The 15,109-nt window shown below is 63.4% G+C and carries 16 protein-coding genes; 8 read left to right on the top strand and 8 right to left on the bottom strand.

Going from position 1 to position 15,109, the window contains the following annotated elements; all coding sequences use genetic code 11:
* The first annotated feature begins 42 nt into the window (after positions 1-42).
* From rph to hemW, 4 genes are read left to right on the top strand one after another with little or no spacing between them, the layout of a single operon-like run.
* Positions 43-759, top strand: coding sequence for a ribonuclease PH (rph, locus tag GO014_RS08235; protein ID WP_116587802.1), 717 nt, complete (start codon positions 43-45; stop codon positions 757-759).
* The gene (locus tag GO014_RS08230) at positions 756-905 is read left to right on the top strand and encodes a hypothetical protein (protein ID WP_157289932.1); all 150 of its coding nucleotides are present in this window, start codon (positions 756-758) and stop codon (positions 903-905) included. The genes rph and GO014_RS08230 overlap by 4 nt, the downstream gene beginning before the upstream one ends.
* A complete protein-coding gene (locus tag GO014_RS08225; RefSeq protein WP_343030862.1) occupies positions 902-1,549 on the top strand; it encodes a non-canonical purine NTP pyrophosphatase in 648 nt (215 codons plus the stop codon). Before GO014_RS08230 ends, GO014_RS08225 begins: the two co-directional genes overlap by 4 nt.
* Positions 1,542-2,696 (top strand): radical SAM family heme chaperone HemW, encoded by a 1,155-nt coding sequence (hemW, locus tag GO014_RS08220; RefSeq protein ID WP_157290351.1) that lies wholly within the window; start codon positions 1,542-1,544, stop codon positions 2,694-2,696. The genes GO014_RS08225 and hemW overlap by 8 nt, the downstream gene beginning before the upstream one ends.
* 7 nt (positions 2,697-2,703) lie before the next feature.
* On the opposite strand, the gene GO014_RS08215 is transcribed toward hemW, so the two are convergent.
* Positions 2,704-3,591, bottom strand: a complete 888-nt coding sequence (locus GO014_RS08215; protein WP_157289931.1) for a LysR family transcriptional regulator — start codon at positions 3,589-3,591, stop codon at positions 2,704-2,706.
* Between the two features lie 98 nt (positions 3,592-3,689).
* Here GO014_RS08215 and GO014_RS08210 point away from each other — a divergent pair, with 98 nt between their 5' ends.
* Positions 3,690-4,313 carry an NADPH-dependent F420 reductase gene (locus tag GO014_RS08210; protein WP_157289930.1) on the top strand — a complete coding sequence of 208 codons (624 nt, stop codon included), beginning with the start codon at positions 3,690-3,692 and terminating at the stop codon, positions 4,311-4,313.
* Positions 4,314-4,376: 63 nt separating this feature from the next.
* Here GO014_RS08210 and infC read toward each other — a convergent pair whose 3' ends face one another.
* Complete coding sequence (gene infC / locus GO014_RS08205) at positions 4,377-4,913, bottom strand: translation initiation factor IF-3 (RefSeq protein WP_343030911.1); 537 nt, start codon at positions 4,911-4,913, stop codon at positions 4,377-4,379.
* A gap of 155 nt (positions 4,914-5,068) precedes the next feature.
* Between infC and GO014_RS08200 the strand changes: the two genes are divergently transcribed.
* Positions 5,069-5,830: an alpha/beta hydrolase gene (locus tag GO014_RS08200; protein ID WP_157289928.1), complete on the top strand. Its 762-nt coding sequence runs from the start codon at positions 5,069-5,071 to the stop codon at positions 5,828-5,830.
* On the opposite strand, the gene GO014_RS08195 is transcribed toward GO014_RS08200, so the two are convergent.
* From GO014_RS08195 to GO014_RS08180, 4 genes are read right to left on the bottom strand one after another with little or no spacing between them, the layout of a single operon-like run.
* Positions 5,827-6,480 (bottom strand): GNAT family N-acetyltransferase, encoded by a 654-nt coding sequence (locus tag GO014_RS08195; protein WP_157289927.1) that lies wholly within the window; start codon positions 6,478-6,480, stop codon positions 5,827-5,829. The two genes, GO014_RS08200 and GO014_RS08195, sit on opposite strands and share 4 nt — an antisense overlap.
* Complete coding sequence (locus GO014_RS08190) at positions 6,477-7,346, bottom strand: SDR family oxidoreductase (RefSeq protein WP_157289926.1); 870 nt, start codon at positions 7,344-7,346, stop codon at positions 6,477-6,479. Before GO014_RS08190 ends, GO014_RS08195 begins: the two co-directional genes overlap by 4 nt.
* A complete protein-coding gene (gene queG / locus GO014_RS08185) occupies positions 7,343-8,470 on the bottom strand; it encodes a tRNA epoxyqueuosine(34) reductase QueG (RefSeq protein WP_157289925.1) in 1,128 nt (375 codons plus the stop codon). Before queG ends, GO014_RS08190 begins: the two co-directional genes overlap by 4 nt.
* Positions 8,471-8,484: 14 nt before the next feature.
* The gene (locus tag GO014_RS08180) at positions 8,485-9,165 is read right to left on the bottom strand and encodes a glutathione S-transferase family protein (protein ID WP_157289924.1); all 681 of its coding nucleotides are present in this window, start codon (positions 9,163-9,165) and stop codon (positions 8,485-8,487) included.
* Between the two features lie 115 nt (positions 9,166-9,280).
* Between GO014_RS08180 and GO014_RS08175 the strand changes: the two genes are divergently transcribed.
* The gene (locus tag GO014_RS08175) at positions 9,281-10,093 is read left to right on the top strand and encodes an undecaprenyl-diphosphate phosphatase (RefSeq protein ID WP_157289923.1); all 813 of its coding nucleotides are present in this window, start codon (positions 9,281-9,283) and stop codon (positions 10,091-10,093) included.
* Between the two features lie 18 nt (positions 10,094-10,111).
* On the opposite strand, the gene GO014_RS08170 is transcribed toward GO014_RS08175, so the two are convergent.
* Positions 10,112-10,741, bottom strand: coding sequence for a LolA family protein (locus GO014_RS08170; protein WP_179952945.1), 630 nt, complete (start codon positions 10,739-10,741; stop codon positions 10,112-10,114).
* Positions 10,742-11,000: 259 nt separating this feature from the next.
* Here GO014_RS08170 and GO014_RS08165 point away from each other — a divergent pair, with 259 nt between their 5' ends.
* Positions 11,001-12,095 (top strand): DUF2793 domain-containing protein, encoded by a 1,095-nt coding sequence (locus tag GO014_RS08165; RefSeq protein WP_179952944.1) that lies wholly within the window; start codon positions 11,001-11,003, stop codon positions 12,093-12,095.
* A gap of 77 nt (positions 12,096-12,172) precedes the next feature.
* On the opposite strand, the gene GO014_RS08160 is transcribed toward GO014_RS08165, so the two are convergent.
* The gene (locus tag GO014_RS08160) at positions 12,173-15,088 is read right to left on the bottom strand and encodes an FAD-binding and (Fe-S)-binding domain-containing protein (protein WP_157289920.1); all 2,916 of its coding nucleotides are present in this window, start codon (positions 15,086-15,088) and stop codon (positions 12,173-12,175) included.
* Positions 15,089-15,109: the final 21 nt, after the last annotated feature.

The raw sequence follows: 15,109 nt of genomic DNA, 5'->3' as shown, positions 1-15,109 counted from the left end.
AGGGTTAAGACGCGGTTAACTGCAACAGAAACTGGAATCACGATGCGGCCTTCCGGCAGACAGCCAAGCGATATGCGGGCAGTAACCCTTGAGCGCAATGTGGCCATGAAGGCGGAGGGCTCGTGCCTGGTCGCGTTCGGCAATACCAAGGTGCTGTGCACGGCATCGGTCGAAACCAGCGTTCCGGGCTGGTTGCGCGGCAAGGGCCAGGGCTGGGTCACCGCCGAATATGGCATGTTGCCCCGCGCTACCGGCTCGCGCACCCGCCGCGAGGCCACCGCCGGCAAGCAATCGGGCCGCACCCAGGAAATCCAGCGTCTGATCGGCCGCAGTCTGCGCGCCGTGGTGGATCTTGAGGCACTGGGCGAAGTGCAGATCACCTGCGACTGCGATGTGCTCGAAGCCGATGGCGGCACCCGCACGGCCTCGATCACCGGCGCCTATGTGGCGCTCTGCGACGCCATTGCCTGGATGGACGAGCGCAAGCTGACCAAGGGCAAGGCGCTGATCGACAGTGTCGCCGCGATTTCCTGCGGCATTTATCGCGGCACCCCGGTGCTCGATCTCGACTATCTCGAGGATGTGGAAGCCGAGACCGACGCCAATTTCGTCATGACCGGCGCTGGCAAGTTCGTGGAAATCCAGGGCACGGCCGAAGGGGCGCCGTTCTCCCGCGACGAGCTCGACAGCCTGATGTCGCTGGCCGAAAAGGGCATTGGCGAATTGAGCGCCATGCAGAAATCGGTGCTGGGCGCATGAGCGCGGCATTTTCCAGGCGCGAGCAGGCCGAGTCGCGAAAGCCCGATCCGGGACTTGAAGCCGCGCCAAAGGCACCGCGCCCGGACTGCGCGATCTGGAATGACATTGCCCGCGCCCTTGGCGCCAAACCGGAGCAGAGCAAGTGAACACCATTCCCCGCCTCCATGCCGGCGACCGCCTCTGCATCGCCACGCATAATGCCGGCAAGCTGCGGGAATTTCGTGAGCTGTTCGAGCCCTTCGGCCTCAAACTGGTATCGGCGGGCGAACTGGGCCTGCCCGAGCCCGAAGAAACCGGCACGACCTTTGCCGAAAACGCCCGCACCAAAGCCCATGCTGCCGCCAAAGGCGCCAACATGTTGGCGCTGAGCGATGATTCGGGTCTGTGCGTCGACGCGCTGGGGGGAGATCCTGGTGTCTATACCGCCGATTGGGCGGGGGTGCCGCGCGATTTCAACCACGCCATGAAACGGGTGGAAGATGCGCTGCAGGCGGCAGGCGCCAATACGCCCGGCCGGCGGGGCGCTTCGTTCAATGCCACGCTGTGCCTGGCCCACCCCGATGGGCGCGACATGCTCTATGTTGGCAAATGCGAGGGCACGCTGGTCTGGCCGCCGCGCGGCGATCAGGGGCATGGCTACGACCCCATGTTCATGCCCGATGGATACGACATCACCTTTGGCGAGATGGCGGCCGAGGCCAAGCACAACTGGTCGCCGGGCGAACAGGGCCTGTCGCACCGTGCCCGCGCCTTTGCCCAATTTGTGGAGAACCAGATTGACCATGGCTAGCGCCAACGACCTCTTTGGCGTTTATGTCCATTGGCCCTTCTGCGCGGCCAAATGTCCCTATTGCGACTTCAATAGCCACGTTCATCGCGGACCCTTCGATGAAGACGCCTTTGTCGAGGGCTATCGGCGCGAGATCGCCCATATGGCCTCGCTGTCCTCCGGTCGGCTGGTGCAGTCGATCTTTTTTGGTGGCGGCACCCCATCATTGATGAGCCCCAAGGCCGTTGGCGCCGTGCTGGACGCCATTGCCGGGGCCTGGCAGATCGACAGCAAGGCCGAGATTACGCTTGAGGCCAATCCGACCAGTGTCGAGGTCGAGCGCTTCAAGGGCTTTCGTGCCGCCGGAATCAACCGCGTCTCGCTGGGCGTGCAATCACTGCGTCCCGGCCCACTGGCCGAATTGGGCCGCCGGCACACCGTCGAAGAGGCCGTTGCCGCCGTACGCATTGCCCAGTCAGTGTTTGAGCGCTCTAGTTTCGATCTCATCTATGCCCGTCCCAAGCAGACGCTGGAAGACTGGGAAGACGAGCTCAAGGAGGCCATCTGGCTGGCACGTGGTCATCTCAGCCTCTACCAGCTCACCATCGAGCAGGGCACGCGCTATTTCGACCTGCATCAGGCCGGCAAGCTCAAAATGCCGGACGAGGATCTGGCGGCCGACTTTTACGAACTGACGCAGGAGTTGACCGCAGAGGCTGGCATGCCTGCCTATGAAATTTCCAATCATGCCGTGCCGGGCCAGGAAAGCCGGCACAATATGCTCTATTGGCGCTATGGCGAATATGCCGGCATCGGGCCGGGGGCCCATGGCCGGCTGATGGTCAACCACCAGCGCCATGCTACGGCGACCGAAAAGCTGCCCTTTGACTGGCTCAAGCTGGTCAACGAATTCGGCCATGGCATGACCACGGACGATGTGCTGACCTGGGAGGAGCAGGGCGACGAGTTCCTCGTCATGGGCCTGCGCCTCAAGGAAGGCATTTCGCCCGCCCGCTTCATGTCGATTTCCGGCCGCGGCATTTCCGAGGCCCAGATTGCCGCGCTCAAGGGCTATGGCTTTGTCGAAACCCTGCCCAATGGCAATATCCGCGTGACCGAAAAGGGCTTTCCGGTGCTCGACGCGGTGGTGGCCGATCTGGCGGCCTGAAGAGCGCTCAGTCTACTTGGGCTGCCGCTGCGGCGACTGCGGCAGCGAACGCCTCGACCCGTCGCGGCACCAATCGGCGCGAGGGATACACGGTGTGGACAGGCAGCGACATCAACTCCCAATCGCGCAATAGCCGCACAAGATGGCCTGCGCGCAGGTCGTCCGTCACAAGGCTGAGCGGCAAATAGGCGATGCCAGCGCCGTGCAGGGCCAGGTTGCGCTGCGCTTCGCCATTGTCGACCTCGATGCCGCCTCCCACGGCCACAGTGACGGTTTCCCCTCCCGGACGATGAAAGGTCCAGCGGTCGCGGGGTACGATGATCAGGTTCAGAATACACCGCGCGTCTTCAAGGTCCTGGGGCCGGACAGGTGCACCGTGCCGCTCGATAAATTCGGGGCTGGCGCATAATGCGAAGTGATAGCGTCCCACGCAGCGGGCAATCAGCGACGAAGCCGGCAGTTCTCCGACCCGGAGGGCCATGTCAAAACCTTCGCCCACCAGATCGACCCGGCGATCGCTGACATTGAGCTCGAAAACCACATCGGGATGATCCAACAGAAATCCTGAGATGATCCGGGGCAACCAGCGCGCTCCGATGGTCGTGGGCGCTGTCAGCCTGATGCGACCGCTCAACGCCTGCAGTTGGCTGCACTCGGCCAGGGCTTCGGTCGCATCGAGTATGGTCTGGGTGCGTTCAAGAAACTGGCGCCCGGCCTCGGTCAGGCTCTGGGATCGCGTATTCCGCTCGATCAATCGGAGCTGGTAGCGCTCTTCGAGCGTCTGGATGCGTCGTCCGACCATGGCCGGAGAGATGTTAAGCAGGCGCGCGGCTTTGGCGAAGCTGCCCGCGCGGGCGGCTATGGCGAAGGATCTGAGTTCTTCCAGGTCGGCCATTCGATACTCTTCTGCAAGTCAGAAACTGCAATTCGATGAATTATCTTTGCTCTAGCACGATGGCATAGAGGGGGCATCAACAATTCTGGAGACTTCAGATGACCAAGATAGCAATCATCGGCTTGGGCAATATGGGCAAGGGCCTGGCGCGTCGCTTGGATGGAAAGGTCGCGCTTTTCCTCGGTACGCGCGATATCGACAGCGGGCAAAGTTTCGCGGTCGGGTTCTCGCAGGTCCCGCAGGTCCTCTCGCGTCAGGATGCTGCGGCCGCCGCTGATCTCGTGGTGCTCGCCCTGCCCTATGCATCGGCAATTGAGTTTGTCCGCAGTACCAATCTCGATGGCAAGGTGGTCGTTGACCTGACCAACCCTCTCAAGGAAGACTTTTCGGGTCTCTTGATCGGCCACAGCACCTCTGCGGCCGAGGAGATACAGGCCCTGGCGTTGGGCGCGCGGGTGGTGAAAGCCTACAACACCATCTTCGCCAGCCTGTTCGACCGTCCGGCCAGCGACACGGCCGCTACCCCGGTGTTTCTCGCCGGCGACGATGAGGCGGCGCTGGCCTCGGTCACCCGGTTGGTCGAGATTTCCGGTTTCTCGGCCGAGCCGACTGGCGGGCTTGGGGCGTCCCGGCTGGTTGAGCCACTCGGCATGCTCAATATCCAGCTCGGCTATCACCAGGGACGGGGTACAGCCATTGCACCGGCCTGGCAGGCCCTTTGAGCGCAAACGCAAAGAAGGCGGGCCCTGCAGCCCGCCTCCCTGATTCTGTATCGGTGTGTCGCCTTATTTGGGCGCCAGCACCATGACCATTTGCCGGCCTTCCGAGCGCGGCTGGCTTTCGACCTTGGCCACGTCTTCGGTCTGTTCGCGCACCTTGAGCAGGAGCTGCATGCCCAGATCCTGGTGCGCCATTTCACGGCCACGGAAGCGCAGGGTTACCTTGACCCGGTCGCCTTCGCCCAGGAAGCGCTGCACCGCCTTCATCTTGGTCTCGTAGTCATGGGTGTCGATGTTCGGACGCATCTGCACTTCCTTGACTTCGATCACCTTCTGCTTCTTGCGCGCTTCGGCCGCCTTCTTCTGTGCGGCATATTTGTAGCGCCCGAGATCGAGCATCTTGGCCACGGGCGGGTTCGAATTGGCGGCGATCAGGACGAGGTCGAGCCCCTGCTCCTGCGCTTCGACCAGAGCGTCGCGCGTGCGGACGATGCCACGGTTTTCACCTTCTGCATCGATGAGCTGAACGTCGGGGCTAGTGATATCCTCGTTGGCAAGCGGCCCATCTTTCTGGGGCGCAACGGGTCTCATGGGACGGCGAATGGCAAGCGTTCCTTTTGCTATTGGGGCAAGGGGGTGAATTCGGCCCTAAAATCGTGGTAGCGGCCCGTAAAGTCAACTGGCGCGCCCAAGCAATTTTTCAAAGCCTTGCGCCGAAGATCTTTCGGACACCAACCAGAAACGCAATAGGGCCCCTCATGAGTTCCATTCACAGCTCTCGCCTCACCGTCGGCACAGGCGACCAGTCCCGGCAAATCGCGATCGAGCAGCGGCCCGGCGGCGCACCCGGCCTGTTCTGGCTCAACGGCTTTCGCTCGGTGATGAGCGGGCTCAAGGCGATGAGCCTGGATGCCCTGGGCTCTGAAAAGGGGCTTGCGGTCACCCGGTTCGATTATTCCGGCCATGGTCTGTCCGGCGGCGATTTCGACAAGGGCACGATCAGCCGCTGGCTGGAGGAAGCCGAAGCGGTGCTGGCGACGACCAGGGGACCGCAGATCGTGTGCGGTTCGTCCATGGGCGGCTGGATCGCCCTGCTGCTGGCGCGGCGGCAACTTGCCAAGGGCACGCCGCTCAAGGGGCTGGTGCTGCTTGCTCCAGCTACTGACGCCACTGTGGGCATCGCGGCGCGCATGAGCGCGGCGCAACAACGCGATCTGAAAACCCTTGGTTATTACGAGCGGGAAAGCGCCTATGGCGATGGTTCTTACCGGTATACGCGGGCGCTGATCGAGGACGGCGCCCACCATCTGCTGCTCAACGGCGTGATCGAGACCGGCTGCCCGGTGCATATCCTGCAAGGCGGGCAGGACCCGGACGTGCCTCCCGAGCACGCCCAGAAGCTGCTCATGCATATCCTGCATGATCCGGTGACCTTCACCCTGATCCCCGACGGCGACCACCGGCTGAGCCGGGACGAGGATCTGGCGCGGCTGCGGGCGGCCGTGCTGGGGATGATCTAGCTGCGCACTGCCAGCCGGGTCTTCTGCTGGCCGTCGGCATCGAAATTGTCCGGCGCCAACCAGCGCTCGAATTCTGCGCGAAGGGCCGGCCATTCGCTATCGAGCATGGAGAACCAGGCCGTGTCCCGGCTCAGCCCCTTGACGATCATGTCCTGGCGGAACACGCCCTCGAAGGTGAAGCCGAAGCGCGTCGCGGCCGCCTTGGAGGGTTCGTTGGCATTGTTGCATTTCCATTCGAAACGCCGATAACCCAGATCGTCAAAGGCGTGGCGGGCAAACAGGAACAGCGCCTCGGTGGCCAGGCAGCTGCGGGCCATGGGCAGGCCCCAATAGACCCCGCCGATCTCGATCGAACCATGCTCGGGGCGAATGCGCATCCAGGCCTGCTGGCCCAGCGCCTTGCCGCTGGCCTTGTCGAGAATGGCGACGTAACTGTCCTGCCCGGCATTGACCTGCTCGATCCAGGCCGCTGTCGCGGCCGCGCTCTGCGGCGCGTCACTGAACAGCCAGCGAAACCGCTCCGGGCCGCCGGGCAGGTTTGCCACCGCGAAAAGGTCTGCAGCATGCGACAGCGCAAGCGGTTCGAGCCGGGCGTAGTGGCCCTCCAGCACAATGCGGGCAGGCGCGGATTTGGCAGGTCTTGGGGTCATTGTTCGCTTTCGAGAATCTGGGCCAGGCCCGCGCGGTAATCGGGATACAGCAGGTCGATCCCCAGGGCCTGTTTGATCGCCCGGTTCGAGACGCGCTTGTTGTCGCGGTAAAAGCTGCGCTGCATCGGCGTCATCTCAGCCGTCTCGATGGGCAGGTCCGGCGGAACATCCAGGCCGATCATCTGCGCGGCATGGGCGATGACATCCTGGGGCGGTGCCGGTTCGTCATCGGCCAGATTAAAGGTGCCGTCCAGCCGCTGCTCGGCCGCCAGCGCTGTAACGCGGGCAATGTCGGCGACATGGATGCGGTTGAACACCTGCCCTTGCTTGATGACGCGCCGGGCAGTGCCAGCGCGCAGCTTGTTAAAGCTCGAGCGGCCCGGGCCATAAATGCCGGCCAGCCGCAAAATGCAGAGCGGTACGCCCCGTTCGGCGGCATAGTCGCGCCAGGCCTGTTCGGCCAGGACCCGCCGGTCCGAGCGCATATTGCGCGGCACCAAGGGGGCGGTCTCGTCGATCCATTCCCCGTCGAAATCGCCATAGACCCCGACCGTGGAATAATAGCACAGCCATTGCAATTGGCCCGCTGCGTCAAGATCGGCACGATGATGGCGCAGCGCCGGATCGCCCGCCTCATCGGGGGCAATCGACAGGATGACATGGCTGGCTGTGTCCAGTGCGCGACCCACTTCGGGCCCAGGCGACGCGCCGTCGAACAACACGGCTTCAATACCATCGGCCCGCAGATGCGCTGCTTTTTCCGGCGAGCGGACCGTGCCGCCGATGCGGGCGAAACCGTTCTTGCGCATGGCCTGTGCCGCGTTGATCGAGGAAAACCCCAATCCGAAGAAAAATGCCTGGTTCATACCACCCCGTCCCATTCTGCGCGCACCGTGCTATCGCCTTCCTGCGCCAGGCTGTCCAGCCGCCGAGCCTCGGCCCGCTGCGGATCGAGCCGCCGCAAGGCCCATATGGCGGCCCCGCGGATCAAGGGCGAGGGATCGCCAAGCCTGATTTCCACCAGGGGCAACAGGGTTTGGTCATCGGCGTTGCCGATGCCAACCAGCACATTGCGCAAGAACCGCGCATGCCCGATGCGCTTGACCGGCGAGCCGGCAAACAGCGCCCGAAAGCCCGCGTCATCGAGCTGCACCAGTTCGGCCAACGCCGGGCGTTCGAATTCGGGGCGGCTGCGCAGCTTGGCTTCACGGCTGACGCTGGCAAACTTGTTCCACGGGCACACCGCCAGGCAGTCATCGCAGCCATAGATGCGATTGCCCATGGGTTTGCGAAATTCACGCGGAATGGGGCCTTTATGCTCGACTGAATAATAGGCCAGGCATTTACGCGCATCGAGCCGGAACGGGGCGGGAAAGGCATTGGTGGGGCAGATGTCGAGGCATCTGGTGCAGGAGCCGCAGCTTTCCGCATGTGGCTGGTCCGGCGGCAGGTCGAGATCGGTCAGGATCGCGCCCAGAAACAGCCACGAGCCGAAATTCCGGCTGACCAGCACCGAATGCTTGCCCTGCCAGCCCAGGCCCGCCGCCTCGGCCAGCGGCTTTTCCATCAGCGGCGCGGTATCGACAAACACCTTCACCTCCACACCGGCACGTCGCGCCAACAGACCCGCCAGTTCCTTGAGTCGCCCCTTGATGATGTCGTGGTAATCGCGATTGCGGGCATAGGCCGAGATATTGCCGACGCGCTTTTCAGCCAGCAGGTCCATCGGGTCGATTTCGGGGCCGTAATTGACGCCGAGCAGGATCACCGAGCGGGCTTCAGACCAGAGGCGTCGCGGATCACCGCGCCGGTCTTCGGTCTCGGCCATCCATTCCATGCCGGCATGCCAGCCCTCGGCCAGCGCCGCGTGCAGTTTCTCCGGCAGGTCGGGCCGCGCATCTGCCCGGGCAATGCCAAAGGCGTCAAAGCCCAGCGCCTCGGCACGGGCCTTGAGTTCATCGATGAGCTTTTCGATACCGGCTTGGGCCATGCCGCCAGATAGGACTAAAAGTCCAGATCAGCATAGCCCCTGGCGGGCTGCATGGCGACGACACGGTCATTGAGCAGGGTGCGGAAGGCCGGGCGCGACTTGATGCGCGAATACCAGTCGCGCGTTTCGGGCGGCACCTTGGACCAGTCGATATCGCCCAGATAGTCGAGCGTGGAAAAATGCGCGGCTAGGGCGAAATCGGCCAGGCTCATTTCCTCGCCCGCCAGCCAGTTGCGGCTGGCCAGCAGCCAATTGAAATAGAGCAGATGCTCGGCAAGATTGGTCTTGGCGGCCCTCAGGACGGACGGCTCGGGCGTGGCACCGCGCTGGTCGCGCTTGGCGATCTTCTCCTCGATCAGGTAGCGGGTCACCTCATCATTGAGCTTGACCAGCGCCCATTCGACCAGGCGCCACATTTCGGCGCGATCCATGGGATCAGCCGGAAACAGCCCGCCGACCGAAGCGGGCGTGTAGAAATCTTCCACGGCATGAATGCTGGCCATGATGCCCACGATGGGCAGGTCACTGTCAGTGAACAGAATAGGCAGGGTCGCGGCCGGATTGATGGCCAAGAGCGCTTCCTCGCGCAGCCAGGGCTTGGTCTCCTCCAGATCCAGCGGCACCCCATATTCGGCGCACATCAGCCGGACGAGGCGGGAGGAGGGATCAAGGGGGTAGTGCACAAGGCTTGGCATGAACGGGGCTCTAAAATTGTTGCGGCCCGGAGTCGCGCGTCACGGCCTTGGCGCGCCAGGCGAACACGGCTATGAGACGGGACAAGTCCGACCTTGGAACGAGTTAGGGGATCAAATGAACGCCGATCAAGGTCTTTTTGTGCCCCTGGTGCTCGGAATCCTCGAAGGGCTCACAGAATTCCTGCCGGTCAGCTCCACCGGTCACCTCCTCTTGGCCGGTCATTTCTTCGGGCTAAGCCAGCCTGCCGCCTTTATCGTGCTGATCCAGCTTGGTGCGATTCTGGCGGTGATCACCGTTTACTTTGCAAAACTGGGCGTGTTGATCCGCGATGCACTCAAAGGCCAGGCCTATGCCTGGCGCTTCGCGCTGGCCGTTGCGCTGGCCTGTCTTCCGGCGGTTTTTGTAGGTGTTCTGGCGCGCGATTTCATCCAGCAGATTCTCTATGAAACGCCGATTGTCATCTGCACCACCCTGCTCATTGGCGGCATCATCCTGCTGATCGTCGATCGCATGCCCAAACAAGTGCGGCATGACGAAATTTACAGCTATCCCTGGCATTTGGCGCTGATCATCGGCCTGTTCCAGATGCTGAGCCTGGTGCCAGGCGTGTCGCGCTCCGGCTCGACGGTGGTAGGGGCCATGCTGTTCGGCGCCTCGAAGCGCTCCGCTGCCGAATTCACCTTCTTCATTGCCCTGCCAATCATGGCCGGAGCCTTTGGCTATGACCTCTACAAGAGCCGCGAACTGATCGATCTGAGCCTGGGGCTCAATATCGCCATCGGCTTTGCCGCTTCCTTCGTGGTCGGTGCGCTGGTGGTCAAATATTTGCTCGACTTCGTCTCCCGGCACGGATTTGCGCCCTTTGCCTGGTGGCGCATTGTCGTGGGCGGTGCCGGGCTGGTCGCTATTCTCGCCTTCGGCCTCTAGCGCTTAGCCAGCCTGGGCTCAGGTCCCCGGCTCCTTGCCCGAATAGGTCGAGGGGAAGGTAAAGAAGTGGTTGGGGATCTCCACGCCCTTCTGCACGTCATAGAGCGAGAAGGTCAGCTCGGACCCATTGGGTTCGACCAGGGTCCACTGCGCCAGATCCTTGGTGTCGGTATCAAAGATCAGCGAGACCTGCACCGTGCCGGCCACCGTCTCGTCGATCACGGTGATCGAAAGATAGCCATCGGTATTGGTGACGTCGATGACATTGGCGTTGAGCAGGTTGATCCGGTCGCCCAGAAACTGCCGCAGCGGAATCGAATCCTGCGGATAGGCATAATAGGTCTCGTCACGCCGGTCGACGACATAAAAGCCCCGGCCGATCGAGACGATCTCCTCGCGGCTGGGCGGGGCATAGCGGAAAGCCACCTTGTTGGGCCGCTCGATGAAGAAGGTGCCTTCCTGGCGCCCGCCATTGGTGTCGATCTGCAAAAAGCGCCCCACCATGGTGCGGATGGCCGAGTTATGCGCATTGATTTCGTTGATCAGTTGCTGTTCTTCGGCACTGAGCGCGCGGCTCTGGGCCAGCACCGGCAAAGCGGGCGAGAGGGCGGCGGCAAGGCCGAGCATGAGAGCGGTGCGGCGAATCATGGGCGGGGTTTCCTCGCTGGGTCGTTTGGTAGAGCCTAACCTAGGCAGCAATTGCGGCAACAGGTGGAAAGTTCCGCCCGGGTTGATTTCACCAAGCCGAGAGCATTTGATGAAGTTTCCGGCCCGACGTCTGGCTGCTCGCGATCTCTGTGGTCGGTGCGCCCAGCCTGAGCAGCCAGAACAGCGCCGTCAATTATGTAATCCCCGGGCCAGCGGCTGGTCCCACACTGAGCTCCAGTTCACATCTGGAGACACGCTCATGGACAACACAGCCCGCCTTGCCCTGCCCTTCATCATGTCGGGTCAGGCGCTCAAGCACATTACCCACAATGACGCCCTCAACCGGCTCGATGCCCTGGTACAACCGGTGGTGGAATCCACCCGGGTCACAACGCCGCCGGTCTCGCCGCTGTCCGGCGAGGCCTGGATCGTACCATCGGGCGCCAGCGGCGCGTGGGCCGGACATATGGACGAGATCGCCGCATGGCAGGCCGGCGCCTGGCACTTCTATGACCCCGCTCAGGGCTGGCAGGTGTTTGACCGGGCCAGCGGCACCCTGTTGGTCTTTACCGGAGCCGACTGGGTCGCCGTCGCCGCCACCGGGGCGGGCCTGCCGCAACTGGGTATCAACACCAGCGCCGAGCTCACCAACCGGCTGGCCGTTGCTTCGGCAGCAACGCTCCTCACCCATGACGGTGCCGGACATCAGCTCAAGCTCAACAAGGCGTCTGGCAGCGATACGGCAAGCCTGTTGTTCCAGTCCAATTGGTCAGGCCGTGCCGAAATGGGGCTGATGGGCGACAATGACTGGCGCATCAAGGTTAGCCCGGACGGCTCAACCTGGACCGATGTGATCACCATCGCGGCCGACACCGCCGAGATGCGTGTGGCCGGGGCGCTGAACCCGGCGGGCGACAATGCGCAGACCCTGGGGGACGGCGGCGCCCGCTGGTCGGCCGTCTGGTCGGCGACAGGCACCATCCAGACCTCGGACGCGCGGCACAAGACGGCGATAGCGCCCACCGATCTGGGGCTGGATTTCATCCGTCTGCTCACCCCGGTCCGGTTCGCGTGGAAAGGGGGCGACGGGCGCTGCCACTACGGTCTTGTCGCCCAGCAGGTGGCTGAAATTGCCGCGCAACTCGACGCCGATTTCGGCGGCCATGTCCTGGCCGACCCGAGCGATCCGCATAGCCAGCAGGCCCTGCGCTACGACCAGTTCATAGCGCCCTTGGTGCGGGCCGTGCAGGAACTGGCGGAACGGCTGGATTGCCTGGACGGGGCCCACCTCCGCCCTGTCTTGTCGCCGCCGATTGCACCAACGGAGCTCCAAAGCCTGCAAGGCCCAGCTTGAACGCCCGGATGTCGCGACACGATCGACGGGCGGCCTCTCCCTCCTTTAGGGGGAGGTCGCGGGCCGAAGAGAGATAGCTAACGGCTTGCCCATTCCAAAAGGCTCGCAAGGCTCACAAACGGTACCCCGGCCCGCTCGCTCAGTCCCGATGCACAGGTCGATACCGTCGAGACGCCCAGCTCACACCCCTGTGGAATGTCATTGCCCACCCGCCGGGTCGCATGCGCGTTGAGCTCGGGCAGGAACAGCCCCTTGTCTCCCGCATAGCCGCAGCAGGTGATCGAAGAGAGCACAGCGACAGTTTCCGCACAGGCCGCCGCCACCGCCTCTGTTGAGGACTGCTCTAACAGCCGCTGGGCCGAACAATTGTGATGCACGGCAAGGCTCGACAGCCTCTGGGTGATCGTCAGTTTCGGCAGCACATGCTGGACCAGGAACGCGGCCGAATCCGCCACCGCCGCATCGCCCGGAAATTCCTTCAGATGCTTGGCGCAGGTCGAGGCGTCCGTCACCACCTGCAGTCGCCCGGCATCCGAAAGCTGCGACAGTTCGCCCTTGAGCGCCCCGCCCACCTCGGCGGCCTGCTCGGGAAAACCCTTGGATTGAAACGGCTGGCCACAGCACTGGCCATTGAGCTTGTCCGGAACGATCACGTCATAGCCGGCCCGCTCAAGCAGCGCGATCATCGCCGCTGGCGTATCGAGCAGGCCGTGCTGGGTCTCGGGCGCGCCGAACATGCGGCTGGGACAGGCGGGAAAATAGACCACGCCCGGCTGCCCGCTCTGGGCAATCGGCACCGGAAACCCGCTTTTGCGCGGATCCTGCCGATTGTCTCGCACCTTGGGTGCGCCGGGGCCGGAATGCAGCGCGCGAGACACGCGCGGCACGCGTTTCCCGCTCAGCCGCCGGGCATTATCCGTCATGGCCTCCACCGCAGTGGCCGGAATGACACGGCGCGCCATGTCGGCCAACGCCACCCCGCCCCGCATCATGGTCTCCACCGCGCCACGGTGGTCAGCGGCGAAACGCGCCACCGACTGCGCGGTGCCCCCGCGCCGCTTCGCTCGCTCACCCAGGATCATCGTGCCGGTCTCGATGCCCACCGGGCAACGCAGCGAACACAGATTGCACGCCGCGCAAGTGTCCATTCCGGCATATTGGAAATCGGCTTCGAACCGGGCCAGCCGCGCCGGGTCTTCCCCGGTTTCGCGCAATCGCGCCGTCTCGCGCGTCACCGCGATGCGCTGGCGCGGCGTTAGGGTCATGTGGTGGCTGGGACAGGCCGGTTCGCAAAAGCCGCATTCGATGCAGAGGTCCACCAGCTCGTCGCTCAGCGGCATGACCTTCAAATTCTTGATGTGGATCTTGGGGTCGTCATTGAGCAGCACGCCCGGATTGAGCAGTCTTTCCGGGTCGAAGATCGCCTTGATCCGGTGCATCAGCCCATAGGCCTTGGCGCCCCATTCAGCCTCGACAAAGGCGGCAATGGCCCGCCCGGTACCGTGTTCGGCCTTGAGCGAGCCTTGATAGCGCACCGATACCAGTTGCGAGAGCTCCTGGTTGAACACATCGAACTTCGCCGCCGCGCCGTCCTGCGCAAAATTGTCGCTCATCTGGAAGTGCAGATTGCCGGCCAGCGCATGTCCGAAAATGATCGCGTCGTCATAGCCATGCTTGTCGAGCAGATTGCGCATGTCTACCACGAATTCGGCCAATCGCTCGATGGGGGCAGCCACATCCTCGGTCAGCATCGAAGTACCCTTGGGCCGCGCCGCCCCGCCCGAGGTGAAGAACCCCTTGCGAATATCCCACAGGGCCGCGCTGCGCTGGGCGTCGCGACTGAGCTCGATATGGGTGGCGCCATGGCGCTTGAGCAGGTCTTCGGTCTTGGCAATTTCAGCCAGCAGGGTCGCCTCGTCCGGCGCAGTCACATCGATCAGCACCGCCGGAGAGTCTGCCGTCAGCCAGGGCAGCAGCGGGGCCATGGGCGGCAGATGCTCCACCGTCGCCAGCGCGCGCCGCTCGATATATTCGGCCGCTGTGACACCGGTCGTCACCTGCACGCCGCCATTGGCCATCTCGATAATCGCGCGCCCCGCCGCTTGCGGATCAGGGAAGGGGATCAGGCCGGTGGCCTTGAAGGGATGCTCGGGCACCGTGTTGTAGGTCACTTCGGATACAAAGCCGAGCGTGCCCTCCGAGCCCACCATCAAGTGGATCAGGATATCGAGCGGGTCATGATAATCGACCAGCGCGTTGAGCGAATAGCCCACCGTGTTCTTGATCCGGTATTTGTGCCGGATCAGCGCCACCAATTCCGCATCCGCCATCACCTCGTGATGCAATTGATGGATCTGTTCGAGCATGGCCGCATGGCTGATGCGAAAGGCATCGCAACTGGCCGCATCGCCCGAGTCGAGCATGGTGCCATCGGTGAGCACGATCCTGAGGCGCGCCATGGTGTGATAGGTGTTCTGCGCCACCCCACAGCACATGCCTGATGAATTGTTGTTGACCACCCCGCCGATCTTGCAGGTGGCCTGGCTGGCCGGGTCGGGGCCGATCTTCTTGTCGAAGGGTTTGAGCGCCCGATTGGCCTCCGCCACGATAATTGCCGTCCCCAATGTCACCCGCTCGGCGCCGGGGTGGATGTCCAGCTTGCGCCAGCCATCACCCAATACTGCCAAAACCCCGTCGGTCACCGCCTGGCCCGACAGCGAGGTGCCGGCCGCCCGGAACGTCACCGGCAAGCCCTCTGCCCGTGCCGCCTTGAACACGGCGCGCACATCATCCTCGGAATTGACGAACACCACCACCGCCGGGATCAGCCGGTAAGAGCTGGCATCGCCGCTCCAGGCATAGGTCATCAGCGGGTCGGTATGGATGGCGCCCTGTACCTGCCCTTTAAGGCGTGTGGCAACGCGTTCGCCCGCCGCCAGGCGGTCAGGGGTCTGGGCATGGGGCTGAAGGGAGAAATCGAGGGCTTGCTGCATGGCGTTTAACTAACATGTTAG

The organism is Devosia marina (assembly GCF_009758415.1).
GTDB classification, from domain to species: domain Bacteria; phylum Pseudomonadota; class Alphaproteobacteria; order Rhizobiales; family Devosiaceae; genus Devosia; species Devosia marina.
The sequence above is the reverse complement of the archived record's forward strand: the minus strand, read 5'-3'. Positions and strand labels throughout refer to the sequence as shown.

Bases quoted from the DNA above. Each gene is read 5' to 3' on its own strand.
- GO014_RS08215 (WP_157289931.1), bottom strand. From the start codon at position 3,591: ATGGCCGACCTGGAAGAACTCAGATCCTTCGCCATAGCCGCCCGCGCG.
- GO014_RS08200 (WP_157289928.1), top strand. From the start codon at position 5,069: ATGAGTTCCATTCACAGCTCTCGCCTCACCGTCGGCACAGGCGACCAG.
- GO014_RS08170 (WP_179952945.1), bottom strand. From the start codon at position 10,741: ATGATTCGCCGCACCGCTCTCATGCTCGGCCTTGCCGCCGCCCTCTCG.
- GO014_RS08160 (WP_157289920.1), bottom strand. From the start codon at position 15,088: ATGCAGCAAGCCCTCGATTTCTCCCTTCAGCCCCATGCCCAGACCCCT.
- GO014_RS08190 (WP_157289926.1), bottom strand. From the start codon at position 7,346: ATGAACCAGGCATTTTTCTTCGGATTGGGGTTTTCCTCGATCAACGCG.
- GO014_RS08175 (WP_157289923.1), top strand. From the start codon at position 9,281: ATGAACGCCGATCAAGGTCTTTTTGTGCCCCTGGTGCTCGGAATCCTC.
- GO014_RS08210 (WP_157289930.1), top strand. From the start codon at position 3,690: ATGACCAAGATAGCAATCATCGGCTTGGGCAATATGGGCAAGGGCCTG.
- GO014_RS08195 (WP_157289927.1), bottom strand. From the start codon at position 6,480: ATGACCCCAAGACCTGCCAAATCCGCGCCTGCCCGCATTGTGCTGGAG.
- queG (WP_157289925.1), bottom strand. From the start codon at position 8,470: ATGGCCCAAGCCGGTATCGAAAAGCTCATCGATGAACTCAAGGCCCGT.
- hemW (WP_157290351.1), top strand. From the start codon at position 1,542: ATGGCTAGCGCCAACGACCTCTTTGGCGTTTATGTCCATTGGCCCTTC.
- GO014_RS08165 (WP_179952944.1), top strand. From the start codon at position 11,001: ATGGACAACACAGCCCGCCTTGCCCTGCCCTTCATCATGTCGGGTCAG.
- GO014_RS08230 (WP_157289932.1), top strand. From the start codon at position 756: ATGAGCGCGGCATTTTCCAGGCGCGAGCAGGCCGAGTCGCGAAAGCCC.
- GO014_RS08180 (WP_157289924.1), bottom strand. From the start codon at position 9,165: ATGCCAAGCCTTGTGCACTACCCCCTTGATCCCTCCTCCCGCCTCGTC.
- rph (WP_116587802.1), top strand. From the start codon at position 43: ATGCGGCCTTCCGGCAGACAGCCAAGCGATATGCGGGCAGTAACCCTT.